Origin of the sequence: Streptosporangium sp. CA-135522, from assembly GCF_050949235.1 — a bacterium.
Taxonomy (GTDB): domain Bacteria; phylum Actinomycetota; class Actinomycetes; order Streptosporangiales; family Streptosporangiaceae; genus Streptosporangium.
On sequence record NZ_CP192026.1, the window covers coordinates 10225194 to 10241308 of the forward strand.

Consider the following 16115-nt stretch of genomic DNA (forward strand, 5'->3'; position numbering starts at 1 on the left):
TCTCCGCCTCGCCCAGCATCGTGGCGACCTCGGCGAGCGCGTCGGCCAGGTGCCACCGCTCCCCGCGGACGAGGAAGTTGTCTCCGGCCGGGGCGGCGGCCGCCACCATCGCGTTGGGCGATTTCGATATCCGCCCTAAGATCCTGCCCGTGTTGAGCATTCCGAGCGTCGGCGACCGCGTCCGCGTCGATCTCGACGTCGTCCTGCTCTCCTACGCCCCTGCTCCGCTCCTTGAGACCATTCCCGGTGGGATGACATGACTTATCGATTCGGCGTCCAGCTCAACCCCTCGGCCGGGGACCTGCCCGGGATCCGCGCGCTGGCCAGACGCGCCGACCGGGAGGGGCTCGACCTCCTCGGCGTCCAGGACCACCCCTACGCGGCGGGCCTGGCCGACACCTTCAGCCTCATCGCCACGCTTCTCGCCGACACCACCCAGATCCGGATATTTCCTGATGTGGCGAGCCTGCCGCTCCGTGGTCCCGGTGTCATCGCCAAGGCCGCGGCGACCCTCGACCTACTCAGCGGAGGCCGGTTCGAGCTGGGTCTCGGCGCCGGTGGCTTCCAGAAGGCCATCACCGCCATGGGCGGCCCCGCCCACACTCCCGGCACGGCGCAGGCGGCGCTGGAGGAGGGAATAGAGATCATCCGGGCGATGTGGATCCCGGGCACCACCGTCAGGGTGACCGGACAGCACTACACGGTCGACGGCATCCAGGCCGGGCCCGCCCCCGCCCACCCCGTCGGCATCTGGCTCGGCAGCGTCGGCCCCCGCGCCCTCGCCCAGACGGGCCGCATCGCCGACGGCTGGGCCGCCCCGATCCCCTCCTACCTGCCCTACGAGAAGTGGCGCGAGTCCCAGGACATCATCGACCGCGCGGCCCTCGACGCCGGGCGCAGTCCCTCCGGCATCACCCGGATCGCCCAGCTCGTCGGCCACATCACCGACACCCCCGGCGACGTCACCCTGCAAGGCGCCGCACCCATCCGCGCCTCCGCCCGGCAGTGGGCCGAGGTCATCGCCCACCTCGCCACCGACGTCGGCTTCGACTCCTTCGTCTACTGGCCCGAACACGCCGACGAGGCCCAGATCGCCGCCTGGACCACCGACGTGGTGCCCGCCGCGCGAGCCCTGCTCGAAAAGAACTGATCCACTCACACCGGCGTACACCCCCGCCTCCGAGAGGCGGAGTTCCGCCCAGGCTGTTCCCGGTGGTCGCATCCGGCCGCGGAGCCCGTCTCCCACCGGACCGCGGAACCTTCCCAGGCCAAGATCGCCGATGCGTGTCGACGGATCGGCGATCGACGGCCCGGGAGGGGTTCTCCTCAGCGGAAGTCGGCGGCGTGATCGGCCGCCCCCTGGCGGAAGGTGGGGTCCCGGTGTTCCGGCAGTTTCGAGTGATCTACAGCGACGCCAACCGACCGTAGAAGTCTCGGTTCTGATCAAGGGTGGCCACCTCTACGAGTTGTCGTACCACCAGCCCATCGGTTAACGAGGGCATCGACCGGAAACCAGGAGCTCATGACCGGCTGAAGCAGCCGAACATGGATAACCTCGATCGTGGCCGCAGACAGCCACGTGTTCCGATACGAGGTGAAGATGCGTTGACGACGCTCACCGTCGGTGCCTGCCTGTCCCTCTCGGGCAAGCACGCCCGGTTCGGCACTCAGGCCCGGCTCGGCCTGGAGATCTGGCACGCCTCGAACAGCGCGCTGGATCTGGTGATCGAGGACGACCGGAGTGACCCCGCGGTCCTGCAGGTCTCACTCCGCAGGCTGTCGGATCAGTGCGACATCCTGCTCGGCCCTTACTCGACCCAGCTGATGCGAAGAGCCGGCAATATCGCCACCGAGCTCGGCCGCTTGATCTGGAACCACGGCGGGTCAGGTGACGACGTCGAGGCGGCCCACCCTGAACACGTCGTCTCGGTCTTGACACCTACCAGCCGATACGCGGAGCCGTTCCTGCGGCACCTGGCCGGCGCCGAAGCGCTCACCGTGCGGATCGTCCAGGGCAAGGGCGGTTTCGGCCGGCAGGTGGCAGCCGGCGCCGAGGCGATCGCGCGTTCCCTTGGAATCGACACGGTCCGGCTCGGCCCCGGAGACGATTTACCGCAGTCGGCCGGAGACGCTTGGGCCCTGTTCTGTGCCGGCGCCTTCGAGGAGGACATCGAGACGATCGAGCAGGCCAGGTCACTGCCTACGCCGCCGCAGGTGGTGTGCGCGGTAGCGGCAGGCGTCCGCGAGTTCGGTCAGGCACTCGACGACCCCCGCGGCGTCTACGGAGTCGGGCAGTGGTTCCCAGGCGCCGCAGGCCCGGCCGAGCTGGGCATCGGTGAGCCCGACTTCCTGGCCGCCTATCGGGACCGCGCCGGGGTGCTCCCCGACTATCCAGCCGTTCAGGCGGCGGCCGCCGCGACCATCGCGACCCACTGCGCGGCGGCCGGCGGCACGGGACGCGACGCCTTGTGGTCGGCTGCCACAGAGCTGGAGACGACCACGCTGTTCGGTGCCTTCAAGATCGACCCCGACACCGGCATACAGCTCGGCCACCAGGCGACGCTCGTCAGGTGGGGGCCCGATGGGCCCGCCGCGGTCTGAAGTTCAGCCGATATCGCGATCCCGACCACGCGCTACGCCATCGAGCGGGAGTTGTCGCCGGTCGACGGCGTGTGAAGACGGCCGAGGGCACGTCGCCCTCCGCCCCGAGGCGCGGTGAAGATCAGCTCACGGTCGGGCACGCCCTTCATCCGGCGCTTGAGCGTGAGCACGACGCTGTCCGGGATCCGGATCGTCCGCAGCGCCGCATCGCTCTTGCCGTACGGAGCGGCAGGTGAGCACCACCGCCACCGGGGACCGCATCTCAAGATTGAGGACCGTGCCCCCATGATCTTGATAAACGAAGAGCCCCTGACCTATTTTCGCAGGTCAGAGGCTCTCATAGTGGCGGTGGAGGTGGGATTTGAACCCACGGATAGGTTGCCCCATCACACGCTTTCGAGGCGTGCGCCCTCGGCCACTAGGCGACTCCACCGCGGAGCAGCTTACCGGATAACTGCTATTGCTCGATAACCGCTATTGCTCGCGCGTCCGGCGAACGGCGAAGAACTCGGTGAGGACGCCGGCGCACTCGTCGGCCAGCACTCCCCCGACGACTTCGGGCCGGTGGTTGAGACGACGGTCCCGGACCACGTCCCACAGCGAGCCGGCGGCCCCGCCCTTGGCGTCGGCCGCGCCGTAGACGATGCGATCGACCCTGGCCAGCACCGACGCTCCCGCGCACATCGTGCAGGGCTCCAACGTGACGACCAGCGTGCAGCCGGTCAGCCGCCACTCCCCGCGGGCCCGGGCCGCCTCCCGCAGGGCGAGGACCTCCGCGTGCGCGGTGGGGTCGGCCAGGGACTCCCGGTCGTTGCCGGCCTGCCCCAGCACGAAGCCGTCCCGGTCGAGGACCACCGCACCGACCGGCACCTCGCCGCGGACTCCGGCCGCGGCGGCCTGCGCCAGGGCGAGTCGCATCTGCGGGATGTAATCCGTCATCTCGGGGTCCGTCACCTCGCGGCCCGTCACCGCAGAATCCGTATCCGTCACCGCAGCCGATCGAGCTCCTCGGCGAAGGCCAGCCGCTCGGCGATCACCGAGAGCGTGTCCGCGGGCAGCACGCCCTCCTCCATGCTGAGCTCGATGAGCTCGTCGGAGCTCACACCGAGGTCGTTCAGGAGCTCGAAGTCACCCGCCGGCCGTACGCCCAGATCGGGAGTGTCCTTGTCGGGAGCGACCCCGGCCAATTCGGTGAAGAGCTCTCCGAGAGCGTCGGAGAGGCCGGCCTGGGCGTCGGACAGGAACGTGCGGGGCTCCTGGTCACCCTGATATCGGACGATGGCGAACCATTCGTCCTCCACCTCCACGCAGAGCAGGGCGAGCTCGTCGCCGTTGAGCCCGAGGTGCTCCTGGACGGCGTCGCCCAGGTCGTCGGCTATCTCGGCGGCGCTGAGATCGACCTCCGCGCCGTTCCATCCGTCCGCGGTGCGGACGAAGGCTGCCGAGAACACGTTGTTGCCGGATGGTTTGGAGGACATGGCCGATCTCCCAAGGTCAGCCGAACACCGAGTCGATGGCGCGCTCGAACGGCTCGGAGAACCCCAGCCGCGCGGCGATGCTGGACAGAACGTCCTCGGGAAGCAGGTCGATGTCCCCGGAGAGGATGCCGAGCTCCATCTCGTCGAGGCCCAGGTCGGCGAAGATCGACAGATCTCCTGCGGGGAGCGCCGTCTCCTCGTCCTGGAGGATCGCCTCCAGCTCGTCCTCGTCGGGAACCGGCACGTCGAGGTATTCCAGCGCCTGCTGCGCGAGCGGGAAGTCCCAGGACGCGGCGATGTCGGAGAGGAAGACCTCCACCCGCTCACCGAACACCCGTAACGCCACGAAGAACTCATCCCCCACGGCGACCAGGCCAATCGTGCCGTTCATGCTGGGCTGCTGGCGCAGCGCGTGGATCAGGCCGTCGAGATCCGAGGTGAGCGACACCGGGAGCAGCTCCGCTTCCCAGGTGTCGTCCTCGCGATAGACCACGATGGCAAAGTCCAGCGAGTCTTCGTCTGCCATGGTCATCCCCACCGATGTGTTCTCTACGGATGTCAATGCTTTCAGAACCAGCCCATCACCGTACGCCCCTCCGACCAAATTGTGATCAAATCCGCGCGGTCGGCCCTGCTCCGCGCGTGCGGCCTGTTATCCCCTGAGCAGCCATTCGGGATACCGTTGACGCCCATGGAGACCCTGGTCGTCGACCACCCCCTGGTGGCCCACAAGCTGACCGTGCTGCGGGACGTGAACACGGATTCGCCCACCTTCCGGCGCCTCGCCGACGAGTTGGTGACGCTGCTCGCCTATGAGGCGACCCGCCAGGTCCGCACGACCGAGGTGACGGTGAAGACTCCCGTCGCCGCCGCGCGGGGCGTGCGGCTGGCCCAGCCCTACCCGCTGGTGGTCCCGATCCTCCGCGCGGGACTGGGCATGCTGGACGGCATGACCCGCCTGCTGCCGACGGCCGAGGTCGGCTTCCTCGGGATGATCCGCAACGAGTCCACGCTGAAGGCGGAGACCTACGCCACCCGGCTGCCCGACGACCTGTCGGGCCGGCAGGTCTACGTGGTCGACCCGATGCTGGCCACCGGTGGCACCCTGGCCGCGGCGATCGAGTTCCTCTTCGAGCGTGGCGCCGACGACGTGACCGCGCTGTGCCTGCTGGCCGCCCCCGAGGGCATCGCCCACATGGACGAGGTCTTCGCCGGCAGCGCCAAGCCGATCCGCCTGGTGACCGCCGCCCTGGACGAGCGGCTGAACGAGCACGGCTACATCGTTCCCGGGCTCGGCGACGCCGGCGACCGCCTTTACGGGGTCGTTTAAGGAATCTTCCTCCCCAAGGGAGGGTCGTTTCGCTATTTCTCCGTTACAGAGTGTGCTTATGTGGGTACCGATAGTGATGAAGACATCTCTTCTGTGTCCCCGGCCCGAGGGGTCGCGGGCGCACACCAGGGAGAACCATGAGCGAGCGAGTCATCCCCGATGCGGAGCCGGATCCTTACGAGGACGTCAGCGCCGCGTTGCGAGATGAGTTTTCCGAAGTCCACCCGGCGACCACCGTGACCCGCTGCATAGAGGCGGCACATTACGGCGCGCTGGAGGTCACCGGCCACGCCCATCCCGGGCTGGTCGAGCGGATCGCCCGCAAACACCTCGAGGTCCTCGCGCTGGTCGCGAGCGAGCGCGGGTGATGAAGGTCACATCGCTCCGAGCAGGTCTTCGGGACGGGCCGAGATCGCGATGGGTCGATGCGCTTTACCCCGCCTTTGGCGTGGGTAATGTATACGGCGGGTGCAGTGGGTCAGTGGTAGTAGGAGGCCGCAGTGCAGGTCAAGAAGGTTCTAACGTATGGCGGTGCCGCCTTCGTAGCGTTTTTCCTGTTCACACGACCAGGTGACGCTGCGAACGCAGTTCGGGGGGCCATGGACACGGTATACACGGCGGCCAATTCGCTGGCCCAATTCGTTTCTCATCTGTCATGAGGCTGGTGACCCACGGGGACTCAGCTCCCTCGTCGGTCAACCGCTACCTACTCCCCCACGAACACCAGGTCATCATGGTGCGGCGCCACCCAGCCGTACTGCTTCGTCCGGTCGCCGAGGTCTTCGGCGGCCTGATCCTCGCCGGACTGCTCAGCAAGTGGTTCGGCGACCAGGGCGGTGGCGGCGCGCTCGTCATCGTCTGGTGGGCATGGCTCCTGCTGCTGATCCGCTTCGTGTGGAAGGTGGCGGAGTGGTCGGTCGACTACTTCGTGGTCACCTCCAAGCGCATGCTGCTCACCACCGGCCTCATCACGCGCAAGGTCGCGATGATGCCGCTCGGCAAGGTGACCGATATGAGCTTCCAGCGCTCACTGCTCGGCCGGATGCTGGGTTACGGTGAGTTCGTCCTGGAATCGGCCGGTCAAGATCAGGCATTATCGACGGTGACCTATATCCCCTATCCGGAGACCCTCTACCTCGAGGTCTGCCAGATGCTGTTCCCCGGAGGAAACGACTCGGATGATTAATACCCCTGTGTCCTTTATGACGTAGGGCTACGGAAGAGTCCATCTGAGGATTCTTCACGTGGGGTTACCCGATTCGACTGCTTCATGCAATCATGGCGGGAACATTGACCATCCCCCGCCCTGAGAGATCAGATGCCGAGTCAGGGAACCATCGGTGACCGCGTCCGTGGACTGCGGCTGAGTAGGCGCATGTCTCAGGCCCAGCTAGCAGGGCCTGACCTCTCCGACAGTTACGTCTCCCTCATCGAGTCGGGCAAGCGCACGCCGACTCCCGTTGTCGCGCGCCTTCTCGCCGAACGGCTGGGGTGCACCACCGAGTTTCTGCTGCACGGCATCGAGCCGCGCCAGCGCATCGACACCGAACTGGGCCTTCGCCACGCGGAGCTGGAGCTTCAGCACGGCGACCCGGCCACCGCGGCCGAGCGGTTCGGCGAGATCGTCAAGGTCGCCGGCGAGGAGAACGCCATGCTCGCCGCGCACGCGCGGCTCGGCCGGGCCCGCGCTCTGGAGTCTCAGGGCAGGATCGGCCCGGCGGTGGAGGCGTTCGAACGGCTCCGCCGCGAGGCGGCCACCCACCCCGAGCGGCTGGCCGACCTGCCGCTGACGGTGGCGCTGAGCCGCTGCTACCAGTACGCCGGAGACACCCTGCGCGCCCACGACCTGGCGGCCCAGGCCCTTGCCCAGGTGAACCGGCTGGCCCTGTCCCAGGGTGAGATCGCCGTGGATCTGGCCGCCTCTCTGGTAGAGACCGAGGCCACCCGCGGGCCGGATTCGCCCGGCCTGTCCTACGTCCGGCATGTCCTGTCGGTCAACGGCGTCCCAGCCGTGGCCAACCGCCTCGCCGAGATCCGCTCCCTGTGGGACGCGAGCGTCGTCGCGGCCGAGGGTGAGGATTCGGCGCTGGCCGTCCGCCTCGCCGACGACGCGATCGCGACCGGGCGTCCGGCCCGGATGTCCTTCCGGCTCGCCCGTATCGCGATGGAGTGGTCGCGCCTGACCGCCTCTCTCGGCGAGGAGCCGCTGGAAGAGGCCCACGAGCTCGCGACCGCCGCGCGGGAGGTTTTTGGCACGTTCCCCGACAGGCTTCACGATCACGCCAGGAGCCTGGTGGTGCTCGCCTACGTCCAGCTCAGGAGCGGCGATCCGGACGGCGCGGCCGGTCTGGCCGGCTCCGCCCTCGACATGTTGGTCGGTCGGGCCAACGCCACGGCGGCCACCGCACACCTGGTCCTCGCCCAGGTCGCGCTCAGCCGTGGCGAAGGCGACGTCGCGGCCATCTTGCGCAGCGCGCACGAACTGCTCACCAGCATGCGTTCCGCGAACTCCAATCCCGACCGGGAAGCCGCACGGGTCTGGCGTGAGTTGGGCGATCTTTACAGCCACATCGGTGCCGGAGAGGAGCAGGCGAGCGCATATCGCAAGGCGCTCGAAGCCGCCGGAGTGCGGGGTGCGATGGTGGGTGTGACGGTCGATTCGGCGCTGATTCGGTAAAGATAACCGCCTGTCGGCGCTCCGGATTTGTTTTTCCACCTCCGGAATAACTAGGGTCGACCAGTCATTGACTCATAGGATGATTGGTTTCCCCGGAGGAGGCGGACTGTGAGTCTGCGTACGGCGCAGCGAGCGTCCCTCGTCGACCAGGTGATCGATCAGCTCAAAGAGCAGATCACTTCGAACTCCTGGCAGATGCACGCGAAGATCCCCACCGAGACCGTGCTGGCCGAGCAGCTCGGGGTCGGACGCAACACCGTGCGCGAGGCGGTAAGGGCACTCACCCACGCCGGCCTGCTGGAGTGCCGCCAGGGCGATGGCACGTACGTCCGCGCGACGAGCGAGCTGTCGGGAGCCATGCTGCGGCGGCTGCGCACCGCCGAACAGCTGGAGATCCTGGAAGTACGGCGTGCGCTGGAGGTGGAGGCCGCCCGGCTGGCCGCCACCAGGCGCAGCGAGGCCGACATCGTCCGCATCGAGACCGCCCTGGCCGAACGGGAGCGAGCCTGGGAGCTCGGAGAGCCCAACGCGTTCGTCGAGGCCGACCTCGCCTTCCACGTCGCAGTCGTCCAAGCCACCCACAACCGTGTGCTGATCGACCTCTACGAGGACTTCTCGGTCGCCCTGCGGGCCAGCATCACCGCCGCGGGCACCTCACTCAACAGCACCTACATCCCGCACGAGGCCATCGCCCGCGCCATCGCGGCCGGCGACGTGTCCGCCGCCGAGCGCGCCGGCCACGCGTGCATGGAGCACATCCTGATCGCTCTGACCGAGGCCCAGGAGCTGTCCTCCTAGCCTTCCCCCGATCTAGCCTTCCCCCGATCGACGGCGAAGGGCTCCCCTCCCACGTGGGAGGGGAGCCCTTCGCCGTGTGAGCGCTCAGGTGAGTCGCAGGGACATCACGAGGTAGCGGAAGACCGGATCGGCGTCGCCGGGAACCTCGGTGATGAGAGCCGGGCGGCTCGGGGACTGCATGTTGAGCCGGACGAGCTCGGTCTCCACTCCGGCCAGGCCGTCCAGCAGGAACTGGGATTGGAAGGCGATCTGGATGGGGTCACCGGACAGCTCGGCGTCGACCACCTCGGCACCGCGGCCGATGTCGCCGCCACCCGCTTGGATGAGCACCTGTCCCTGGCTGAACGACAGCCGGATCGCGGTGTTGCGCTCGGCGACCAGCGCGACGCGCTTGATCGCTTCGATGAACGGGGCCACCCGCAGGTCGGCCCGGATCGACCAGTCGTCGGTCAGCCGTGAGCGGTAGTCGATGAACTGCTCGTCGAGCAGGCGGACCGTGGTGCTCCGGCCGACGCTCTCGAACCCCGCCACCCCCTCACCCAGAGCCACCGACACCTCACCGCCGCGCAACGACCTGGCCACCTCGACGAGCACCCGGGCGGGCACCATGGCCGCGGCCGTGACGCCGGCCTCCTCGGGACGCCAGCCGAACTCCCGGGCCGCGATGCGGTAGCGGTCGGTGGCCGCCATGGTCACCGACTCGCCGGAGATGTCGACCCGGATGCCGGTCAGCATGGGAAGCGTCTCGTCGCGGCTGGCCGCGGGCGCCACCTGGCCGACCGCGGTGGCGAAGATCCCGCCGCCGATCGCACCGATCTTCGGCGGCATGGCCGGCAGGGTCGGGAAGTCCTCCACGGGCATGGTGAGCAGGCCGAATTCGGCGCTGCCGCAGGTCAGCACCGCTTCGGAACCGCTGGTGACGATCTCCACCGGCTCGGCGGGCAGGCTTCGGGTGATCTCCGCGAGGATCCGGCCCGGGATCAGCACCCGGCCCGGCTCGGCCACGTCGGCCTCGATCGAGGCGCGGGCGGAGACGTCGTAGTCGAAGGCCGACAGCACGAGGTCATCCTCCGCGGTCAGCAGGAGGCCGGAGAGAACGGGCATGGCCGGGCGATTCGGCAGCGCGCGGGCGACCCAGGCCACGGCGTCGGCCAGGACATCACGGTTAACCTGGAACTTCACCTGATCATCCCTTCGTCCTGAACGGCACAACCTCGTGCGGGGGCCGTAGGTCCTCAGAACGGTATCCGGTGGGACCGACAGAACGACGGTCATGCGCCCTTCGCAGTGGCTCACACCGATGAGGCGGCATTCGCGTCAACAGCGGCTTTCGGACCACGGCTTTCGGATAGTGCGGAATGCGCCGACCGATATGGTCGGGATGCCGACTGGAAACAGGTTACGTCCCGAACCGGGACGTCGCACCGGCCGGTGCGGGCAGAAGGAGAAAGTTGCCGAACAGATGAGCATTCGTGTGGTGGTGGCCGATGACCAGGAACTGGTCAGGGGTGGGTTCTCCATGATCCTGGACGCCCAGCCGGACATCGCCGTCGTGGCGGAGGCGGGCGACGGGGCCGAGGCGGTCGCCGCGGTTCGTGAGCACCGGCCCGACCTGCTGCTGCTGGACATCCGGATGCCGAGAATGGACGGCATCGCGGCTGCCCGGGTGGTCTGCGAGGAGACCTCCACCAAGGTGCTCATGCTGACCACGTTCGACCAGGACGACTATGTCTACGACGCGCTGCACGCCGGGGCCAGCGGGTTCCTGCTGAAGGACGTGCGCCGCGACGACCTGGTGCACGCGGTGCGGGTGGTGGCCGGCGGGGAGTCACTGCTCGCGCCGTCGGTGACCCGGCGACTGATCGACGACATGGTGCGCAAGCAGGCCAGGCCCGCGGCCGCGGCGGTGGGGCTCGACGTGCTGACCACCCGGGAGCGCGAAACCCTCGAACTCCTCGGCCGCGGCCTGTCCAACGCCGAGATCGCGGCCACGATGGTGGTCAGCGAGCACACGGTCAAGACCCATGTGAGCAACGTGCTGACCAAGCTCGGCCTGCGCGACCGGGTGCAGGCGGTCATCACCGCCTACGAGACCGGGCTGATCCAGCGCGGCTGACGCCTCGACGACGGAACCGACCAGCGCCGGGAACGGCGTTGGTCGGCGGTGGTGGCCGGTGATGCTTCTGCGTCAGCCGGCCGTCCCACGGCGGCGCAGGTAGTACGCGTAGGTGGCGGTGGCGAGGGCCGTCCCCCAGGGCAGCCAGAACAGGCCCGGTCCGGCCATACCCCAGGTGTCGGCACCTATGGTGACCTCACCGGTCACGACCCACATCAGGATCCGCAGTCCCGCTTCGATCATCATCGCGGCGGCGCACAGCGCGGGCACGACGGCGAGTGAGATCGACACGCGGCGGCCCCGCAGGTAGGGGATCCAACGGGGGAAGATCTCGCCCCAGCGCTGGATCAGGCCGAGCGTCAGGATCGCTCCACCGACGCACAACCCGCCGAGCACGAACTCGGAGAGCCAGGCCAGGGAGCTTTTGGCGCTCTCGGCGCCGGACCCTCCGGCGAGGAATCCCGCCGGAACACCGAGCGGGATGTTCACCGCCCACGCCAGGCGCACGATGCCGTACGGCAGGGCGAACACAGCGGCCGCGTAGGTGGCCCACCGCCCCCAGCGCGCCGCCGCCCGCGAACGTCTGGCGGAGTCCTCGAACCCACCTGCGAGGCGGCTGCCATAGACCTTGGCCGCCGCCCCCCAGAGCGCGCCACCGCCGATGCAGAACAGCATGTACAGCAGCGGACCGTCCCACAGGCCGGTGTATCCCATGAACAGGTAACCGAAGTTCTGCACCACGCGTATATCGGGGACGATCACGATCAGGCCGAGCGCCATCGCCGACGCGAAGACCAGCGGCAGCCTCGTTCGCACCGAACTGTTCATCACCAGTGCGGCGACGACGCCGAGCAGCCCGAGGGCCGCGATAACGGCACCCGTCGCACCCGGCTCCGCCGCGCCGAACAGCGAGCCCACCTGCCGGGCGCGAGAATCGTTGTGGCCGAAGGGGAATCCGCTCCCGCCGAACGCCCAGTAGGCGCCCACCAGCCCGAAGACCAGGGACCACACACCCGCGGCGGGGGCGGCCCATGCGGACCAACGCCGCCGGAACGATGAAGGGGCGTTCACCACGATCTCAGCCATGACGCCAGTCTCAGCGGACGGGTGCTCCCCATCTTCCCTCGTTCGGGGGATTACGCTCCCTCTCCAGAGGGACGGTCTAGGCGCGGGCGGCGTTGAGGTAGGTCAGGACGGCCAGGACGCGGCGGTTGTCGTCGTCGGAGGGGACGAGGTCCAGCTTGCCGAAGATGCTGGCCGTGTGCTTTCCGACGGCGCTCTCGCTGAGGAACAGGCGCTGGGAGATGGCGGCGTTGGAGCGGCCCTCGGCCATCAGCTCCAGCACCTCGCGCTCTCGCGGGGTCAGCGCGCCGAGCGGTTCGTGCCGGGCGGTGCTGGCCAGGAGCTTGGCGATCACCTCGGGGTCCATCGCGGTGCCCCCGGCCGCGACGCGGCGGACGGCGTCGACGAACTGCTCGGCGTTGAAGACCCGGTCCTTGAGGAGATAGCCGATCGCCCCGGAGCCGTCGGCCAGCAGTTCGCGGGCGTAGAGCTGCTCGACGTGCTGGGAGAGCACCAGCACGGGAAGACCGGGGACGGTCTTGCGGGCGGCCAGCGCCGCCTGGAGCCCCTCGTCGGTGAACGTGGGCGGCAGCCGTACGTCCACCACGGCGACGTCGGGCCGTTCGTCGAGCAGCGCCTTCAGCAGCTCGGGACCGGACTCGACCGCGGCGACGACCTCGAAACCGTGGGCCTGGAGCAGGTGGACCAGACCGTCCCGGAGCAGATAGAGATCTTCGGCGATGACGACTCGGGGGCTGTTCACGGCTTCGACCTTAGGGGAGCCGTCGAGGCTCCCGACAGCAACTGCCGCCGTGAGTGCACGATGGGGAGCGCTATGGCCGCGCCGTACAGGGCCATGCCCAGCATGATGTTGAGGATGATCATTGGCCACTGCAGCGGCTCGGGCAGGTAGAGGGCGAGGAACCAGCTGCGGTCCTCCTGAAATCCGACGATCTTGAGGACCATCGTGACCAGCCCCTGCGGGAACAGGGGGAGCCAGCCGAGGCCCCAGCCGAGCGCGACGACCATGTACTTCCATCGCGGCATAGGCACCTTGGTGTCCGGTTCGGCGTGTCCCGGCGCGCGGGGCAGGCTGATCGTGGCCGTGGTCGGGCCACCGGACGGGCTGCTGATCGCGAGCACCCCGTCGAAGGCCGCCAGCCGCCGCTCGATGCCGTGCAGGCCGCTGCCTCGCGACGGGTCGGCGCCGCCGGAGCCGTCGTCGGTGACGGTGACGCGCAGGTCTCTGCCCTCGGTGCTGATGTCGATCCACACGCGGTCCGCGCCACCGTGCCGGGCCGCGTTGGTCAGCAGCTCGCTGATCGAGAAGTAGGCCGCCGACTCGACGGGCGATTCCGGGCGCGACTCCAGATCGACGGTGACCGTGACCTTCAGCGGGCTGTCCAGCGCCAGCGCGCGTACGGCGTCGCCGAGGCCGCGTTCGGCCAGAACCGGTGGGTGAATGCCCCTGACCAGGTCGCGCAGCTCGGTCAGCGCCACGGACGAGGCCTCGCGCACCTTGGCCAGCAGCGCCTTGGCCGCGGCCGGGTCCCGGTCCACCAGTTCCTCGACCGCGCCGAGCGTCATCCCCATGGCGACGAGCCTGGCCTGGGCCCCGTCGTGCAGGTCGCGCTCGATCCGCCGCAGCTCGGCCGCCTGGGAGTCGGCGGCCTCCACTCTGACCTGGTCGAGCCGCTGGACCTGGCCGGCCAGGACGGACTTCGCGGTGGGCGAGAGCAGCAGCCGGTTCCACCACCCGTAGAAACGCAGCAACCACGGCACCGCGGCCACCCCGGCGGCGGCGAGGGCCAGCCCGAGGGGCGTGACCAGCGGGCTCCAGTACCACGGCATGGCCAGGCCGTACCCGGCCATGGCCAGGGGCAGCAGCAGGAGTGCTCCGCCGACGAGCGGGTTCAGCACCAGCCAGACCATGTCACGCCAGGTGGCCGGGTCGGTGAACATCCACTTCCAGCGGTTGTTCCACTCGGGCCACCACGGCGTCTTGTAGAGCTGGCGGTCATGGCGGTACCAGCCGTCGGGCTGGGGTTGGGGCGGCGGCGGGGGCGGAAGGTAGGACGGCGCTATCCCGATGCCCAGCCACTCGCCGGTCAGCTTCCTGGCCGCCATCGTGCGGCGCCTGATCAGCCGGATCGTGGGGGTGAAGAAGAAGATCATCCCCACCCCGATCAGGATGAAGGTGACCAGGGCGATCCCGACCAGGAAGACGTCCGTCAGAGCCAGCGCCCCGAGGCCCAGGGCCCGGCCTATCGTCACCGCGTGTCGCCTCATACTCAGAAGTGTCGGCGATCGGCTCCGCCGTGCCCAGTGACGCTGGACGCCGTCCGAAGGTGGGGCTACCTCCACCCCCGCCTGGTGCCCAGACGGATTCCGCGTGACCCGCGCGGTTTCTAACGTCGTCGGCATGAAGGTCATCGAGGTCAGCAACCTCCGTAAGCGCTATCGCGACCAGCTCGCGGTGGACGATGTGTCGTTCACCGTCGAGGAGGGCGAGATCTTCGGCGTTCTCGGCCCCAACGGCGCGGGCAAGACGACCACCATCGAGTGCGTCGCCGGCCTGCGCGCCCCCGACTCCGGCACCGTGAAGGTGCTGGGCGGGCTGAGCGGCACCGAGCTCAAGGAACGGCTCGGCGTGCAGCTCCAGAGCTCCGCGCTACCCGCGAAGATCAAGGTTTGGGAGGCGCTCGACCTCTACGCCTCCTTCTATCGGACCCCCGCGGACTGGCCCGCGCTGATGGAGCGATTCGGGCTCGCCGGCAAGCGGAACACCCCCTACGGCAAGCTCTCCGGCGGCCAGCAGCAGCGGCTGTCCATCGCGCTCGCACTGATCGGCGGTCCCCGCGTGGCGATCCTCGATGAACTGACCACCGGCCTCGACCCGCAGGCCCGGCGGGACACCTGGGAGCTCATCGAGCAGGTGCGCGCCGACGGCGTGACGGTCGTGCTGGTCACCCACTTCATGGAGGAGGCCGAACGGCTCTGCGACCGGCTCGCGGTGATCGACTCCGGCCGGGTGGTCGCCGTCGACAGCCCGTCCGGGCTGATCTCCCGGATCGGTCACGGGCAGCGTGTCAGGTTCCGGCCGTCCGGCGCCTTCGACGACGCGGCGCTCAGAGCCCTGCCCGAGGTGAGCGGGGTGAGCCGCGGCGGCGGCCAGGTCGAGATCACCGGAACCGGTGACCTGCTGCTGGCGGTTACCACCGCACTGGCCGCGGCTCGGGTCGTTCCCAACGACCTCCGGGTGGAGCAGGCCACCCTCGACGACGCCTTCCTGGCCCTCACCGGAAAGAAGCTCTCCGTATGAACAAGACGATCGTGACCGAGGCGAAGCTCTTCCTCCGCGATCCGGCGGGCCCGATCTTCGCGATCCTGCTCCCGCTGGCACTTCTGCTGGGGCTGGGCAGCATTCCCGACTTCCAGGAGGCGAGCCCCGAGCTGGGCGGGCAGCGGGTGATCGACACCCAGCTCCCCGGCATGATGGTGATCCTGTCGGTGGTGACGATGGCGCTGACCGCGCTGCCCGCAGTGCTGGTGACCTATCGGGAGAGCGGCGTGCTGCGCCGGATGTCGACCACTCCGGTCGGCCCGGCCCGGCTGCTGGTCGCCCAGGTCGTGAACAACCTCGCGGTGGCGGTCGTCGCGACCGTCCTGCTGATCGTCCTGGGCGGCCTCGTCCTCGGCGTGGCCGCGCCCAGGAGCCCCCTGGCGTTCGCGGGCGTGTTCCTGCTCGGCACCGCCTCGATGTTCGGGCTCGGCCTGCTGATCGCCGCCGTGGCGCCCAGTGCCAAGGTCGCCCCCGGTATCGGCTCGCTGCTGATGTTCCCGCTGATGTTCATGTCGGGCATGTGGGTCCCCCGGGAGCTCCTGCCGGACCTGGCGCGGCGGATCGGCGACTTCCTGCCGATGGCGCCGTTCGCCCAGGCGCTCCGCGACACATGGGCGGGTCACGCGCCCCAGCCGCTGCACCTGGCGGTGATGGCGGTGACCGTGCTCGTCACCGGCCTGCTCGCCGCGCGGCTGTTCAGGTGGGAATAG

At 69.0% G+C, this 16115-nt stretch carries 18 protein-coding genes and 1 tRNA gene; 10 read left to right on the forward strand and 9 right to left on the reverse strand.

Annotation, left to right across the window (positions count from 1 at the left end; translation table 11 throughout):
* Window positions 1–256 precede the first annotated feature (256 nt).
* Both ACQPYK_RS47960 and ACQPYK_RS47965 read left to right on the forward strand, forming a co-directional pair.
* On the forward strand, window positions 257–1150 hold the full coding sequence (locus ACQPYK_RS47960; protein ID WP_433247956.1) for an LLM class flavin-dependent oxidoreductase: 894 nt from the start codon (window positions 257–259) through the stop codon (window positions 1148–1150).
* 455 nt (window positions 1151–1605) lie between these two features.
* A complete protein-coding gene (locus tag ACQPYK_RS47965; RefSeq protein WP_433247959.1) occupies window positions 1606–2601 on the forward strand; it encodes a hypothetical protein in 996 nt (331 codons plus the stop codon).
* Window positions 2602–2633: 32 nt separating this feature from the next.
* On the opposite strand, the gene ACQPYK_RS47970 is transcribed toward ACQPYK_RS47965, so the two are convergent.
* From ACQPYK_RS47970 to ACQPYK_RS47990, 5 genes are all read right to left on the reverse strand, one after another.
* Window positions 2634–2867, reverse strand: coding sequence for a hypothetical protein (locus ACQPYK_RS47970; protein WP_433247962.1), 234 nt, complete (start codon window positions 2865–2867; stop codon window positions 2634–2636).
* Window positions 2868–2944: 77 nt separating this feature from the next.
* Window positions 2945–3034, reverse strand: a tRNA-Ser gene (locus ACQPYK_RS47975).
* A gap of 41 nt (window positions 3035–3075) precedes the next feature.
* Window positions 3076–3540, reverse strand: a complete 465-nt coding sequence (gene tadA, locus ACQPYK_RS47980; RefSeq protein WP_433247965.1) for a tRNA adenosine(34) deaminase TadA — start codon at window positions 3538–3540, stop codon at window positions 3076–3078.
* Window positions 3541–3587: 47 nt separating this feature from the next.
* Window positions 3588–4079 carry a tRNA adenosine deaminase-associated protein gene (locus tag ACQPYK_RS47985; protein ID WP_433247968.1) on the reverse strand — a complete coding sequence of 164 codons (492 nt, stop codon included), beginning with the start codon at window positions 4077–4079 and terminating at the stop codon, window positions 3588–3590.
* 16 nt (window positions 4080–4095) lie between these two features.
* Complete coding sequence (locus ACQPYK_RS47990; RefSeq protein ID WP_433247971.1) at window positions 4096–4605, reverse strand: tRNA adenosine deaminase-associated protein; 510 nt, start codon at window positions 4603–4605, stop codon at window positions 4096–4098.
* Between the two features lie 165 nt (window positions 4606–4770).
* On the opposite strand from ACQPYK_RS47990, the gene upp reads away from it, so the two are divergent.
* The 5 genes from upp (at window position 4771) to ACQPYK_RS48015 (ending at window position 8884) form a co-directional block, all read left to right on the forward strand.
* Entirely contained in the window at window positions 4771–5409 is a 639-nt protein-coding gene (gene upp / locus ACQPYK_RS47995) for a uracil phosphoribosyltransferase (protein WP_433247974.1), read from the forward strand.
* Window positions 5410–5546: 137 nt separating this feature from the next.
* Window positions 5547–5777 (forward strand): hypothetical protein, encoded by a 231-nt coding sequence (locus ACQPYK_RS48000; RefSeq protein WP_433247977.1) that lies wholly within the window; start codon window positions 5547–5549, stop codon window positions 5775–5777.
* A gap of 287 nt (window positions 5778–6064) precedes the next feature.
* On the forward strand, window positions 6065–6595 hold the full coding sequence (locus ACQPYK_RS48005; protein WP_012895669.1) for a PH domain-containing protein: 531 nt from the start codon (window positions 6065–6067) through the stop codon (window positions 6593–6595).
* Between the two features lie 132 nt (window positions 6596–6727).
* On the forward strand, window positions 6728–8086 hold the full coding sequence (locus ACQPYK_RS48010) for a tetratricopeptide repeat protein (protein ID WP_433247981.1): 1359 nt from the start codon (window positions 6728–6730) through the stop codon (window positions 8084–8086).
* A gap of 108 nt (window positions 8087–8194) precedes the next feature.
* Entirely contained in the window at window positions 8195–8884 is a 690-nt protein-coding gene (locus ACQPYK_RS48015; RefSeq protein WP_433247984.1) for a FadR/GntR family transcriptional regulator, read from the forward strand.
* An 84-nt stretch (window positions 8885–8968) separates the two neighbouring features.
* Here the strand turns inward: ACQPYK_RS48015 and dnaN are convergent, their stop codons facing one another.
* Window positions 8969–10066, reverse strand: coding sequence for a DNA polymerase III subunit beta (gene dnaN / locus ACQPYK_RS48020; RefSeq protein WP_433247987.1), 1098 nt, complete (start codon window positions 10064–10066; stop codon window positions 8969–8971).
* Window positions 10067–10346: 280 nt separating this feature from the next.
* Here dnaN and ACQPYK_RS48025 point away from each other — a divergent pair, with 280 nt between their 5' ends.
* Window positions 10347–11000, forward strand: coding sequence for a response regulator (locus tag ACQPYK_RS48025; RefSeq protein ID WP_433247990.1), 654 nt, complete (start codon window positions 10347–10349; stop codon window positions 10998–11000).
* 72 nt (window positions 11001–11072) lie between these two features.
* Here ACQPYK_RS48025 and ACQPYK_RS48030 read toward each other — a convergent pair whose 3' ends face one another.
* From ACQPYK_RS48030 to ACQPYK_RS48040, 3 genes are all read right to left on the reverse strand, one after another.
* Window positions 11073–12086 carry a hypothetical protein gene (locus tag ACQPYK_RS48030; protein ID WP_433247993.1) on the reverse strand — a complete coding sequence of 338 codons (1014 nt, stop codon included), beginning with the start codon at window positions 12084–12086 and terminating at the stop codon, window positions 11073–11075.
* A 76-nt stretch (window positions 12087–12162) separates the two neighbouring features.
* Window positions 12163–12825, reverse strand: coding sequence for a response regulator (locus tag ACQPYK_RS48035; RefSeq protein ID WP_433247996.1), 663 nt, complete (start codon window positions 12823–12825; stop codon window positions 12163–12165).
* Entirely contained in the window at window positions 12822–14336 is a 1515-nt protein-coding gene (locus tag ACQPYK_RS48040) for a sensor histidine kinase (protein WP_433247999.1), read from the reverse strand. Before ACQPYK_RS48040 ends, ACQPYK_RS48035 begins: the two co-directional genes overlap by 4 nt.
* Window positions 14337–14484: 148 nt before the next feature.
* On the opposite strand from ACQPYK_RS48040, the gene ACQPYK_RS48045 reads away from it, so the two are divergent.
* Complete coding sequence (locus tag ACQPYK_RS48045) at window positions 14485–15384, forward strand: ABC transporter ATP-binding protein (RefSeq protein WP_433248002.1); 900 nt, start codon at window positions 14485–14487, stop codon at window positions 15382–15384.
* Window positions 15381–16115, forward strand: coding sequence for an ABC transporter permease (locus ACQPYK_RS48050; RefSeq protein ID WP_433248005.1), 735 nt, complete (start codon window positions 15381–15383; stop codon window positions 16113–16115). Before ACQPYK_RS48045 ends, ACQPYK_RS48050 begins: the two co-directional genes overlap by 4 nt.

Coding starts and splice junctions, on each gene's coding strand:
- ACQPYK_RS48000 (WP_433247977.1), top strand. CDS start 5,547: ATGAGCGAGCGAGTCATCCCCGATGCGGAGCCGGATCCTTACGAGGAC.
- ACQPYK_RS48050 (WP_433248005.1), top strand. CDS start 15,381: ATGAACAAGACGATCGTGACCGAGGCGAAGCTCTTCCTCCGCGATCCG.
- ACQPYK_RS48025 (WP_433247990.1), top strand. CDS start 10,347: ATGAGCATTCGTGTGGTGGTGGCCGATGACCAGGAACTGGTCAGGGGT.
- ACQPYK_RS47985 (WP_433247968.1), bottom strand. CDS start 4,079: ATGTCCTCCAAACCATCCGGCAACAACGTGTTCTCGGCAGCCTTCGTC.
- ACQPYK_RS47990 (WP_433247971.1), bottom strand. CDS start 4,605: ATGGCAGACGAAGACTCGCTGGACTTTGCCATCGTGGTCTATCGCGAG.
- ACQPYK_RS48010 (WP_433247981.1), top strand. CDS start 6,728: ATGCCGAGTCAGGGAACCATCGGTGACCGCGTCCGTGGACTGCGGCTG.
- ACQPYK_RS48045 (WP_433248002.1), top strand. CDS start 14,485: ATGAAGGTCATCGAGGTCAGCAACCTCCGTAAGCGCTATCGCGACCAG.
- tadA (WP_433247965.1), bottom strand. CDS start 3,540: ATGACGGATTACATCCCGCAGATGCGACTCGCCCTGGCGCAGGCCGCC.
- ACQPYK_RS47960 (WP_433247956.1), top strand. CDS start 257: ATGACTTATCGATTCGGCGTCCAGCTCAACCCCTCGGCCGGGGACCTG.
- ACQPYK_RS48005 (WP_012895669.1), top strand. CDS start 6,065: ATGAGGCTGGTGACCCACGGGGACTCAGCTCCCTCGTCGGTCAACCGC.
- ACQPYK_RS48030 (WP_433247993.1), bottom strand. CDS start 12,086: ATGGCTGAGATCGTGGTGAACGCCCCTTCATCGTTCCGGCGGCGTTGG.
- upp (WP_433247974.1), top strand. CDS start 4,771: ATGGAGACCCTGGTCGTCGACCACCCCCTGGTGGCCCACAAGCTGACC.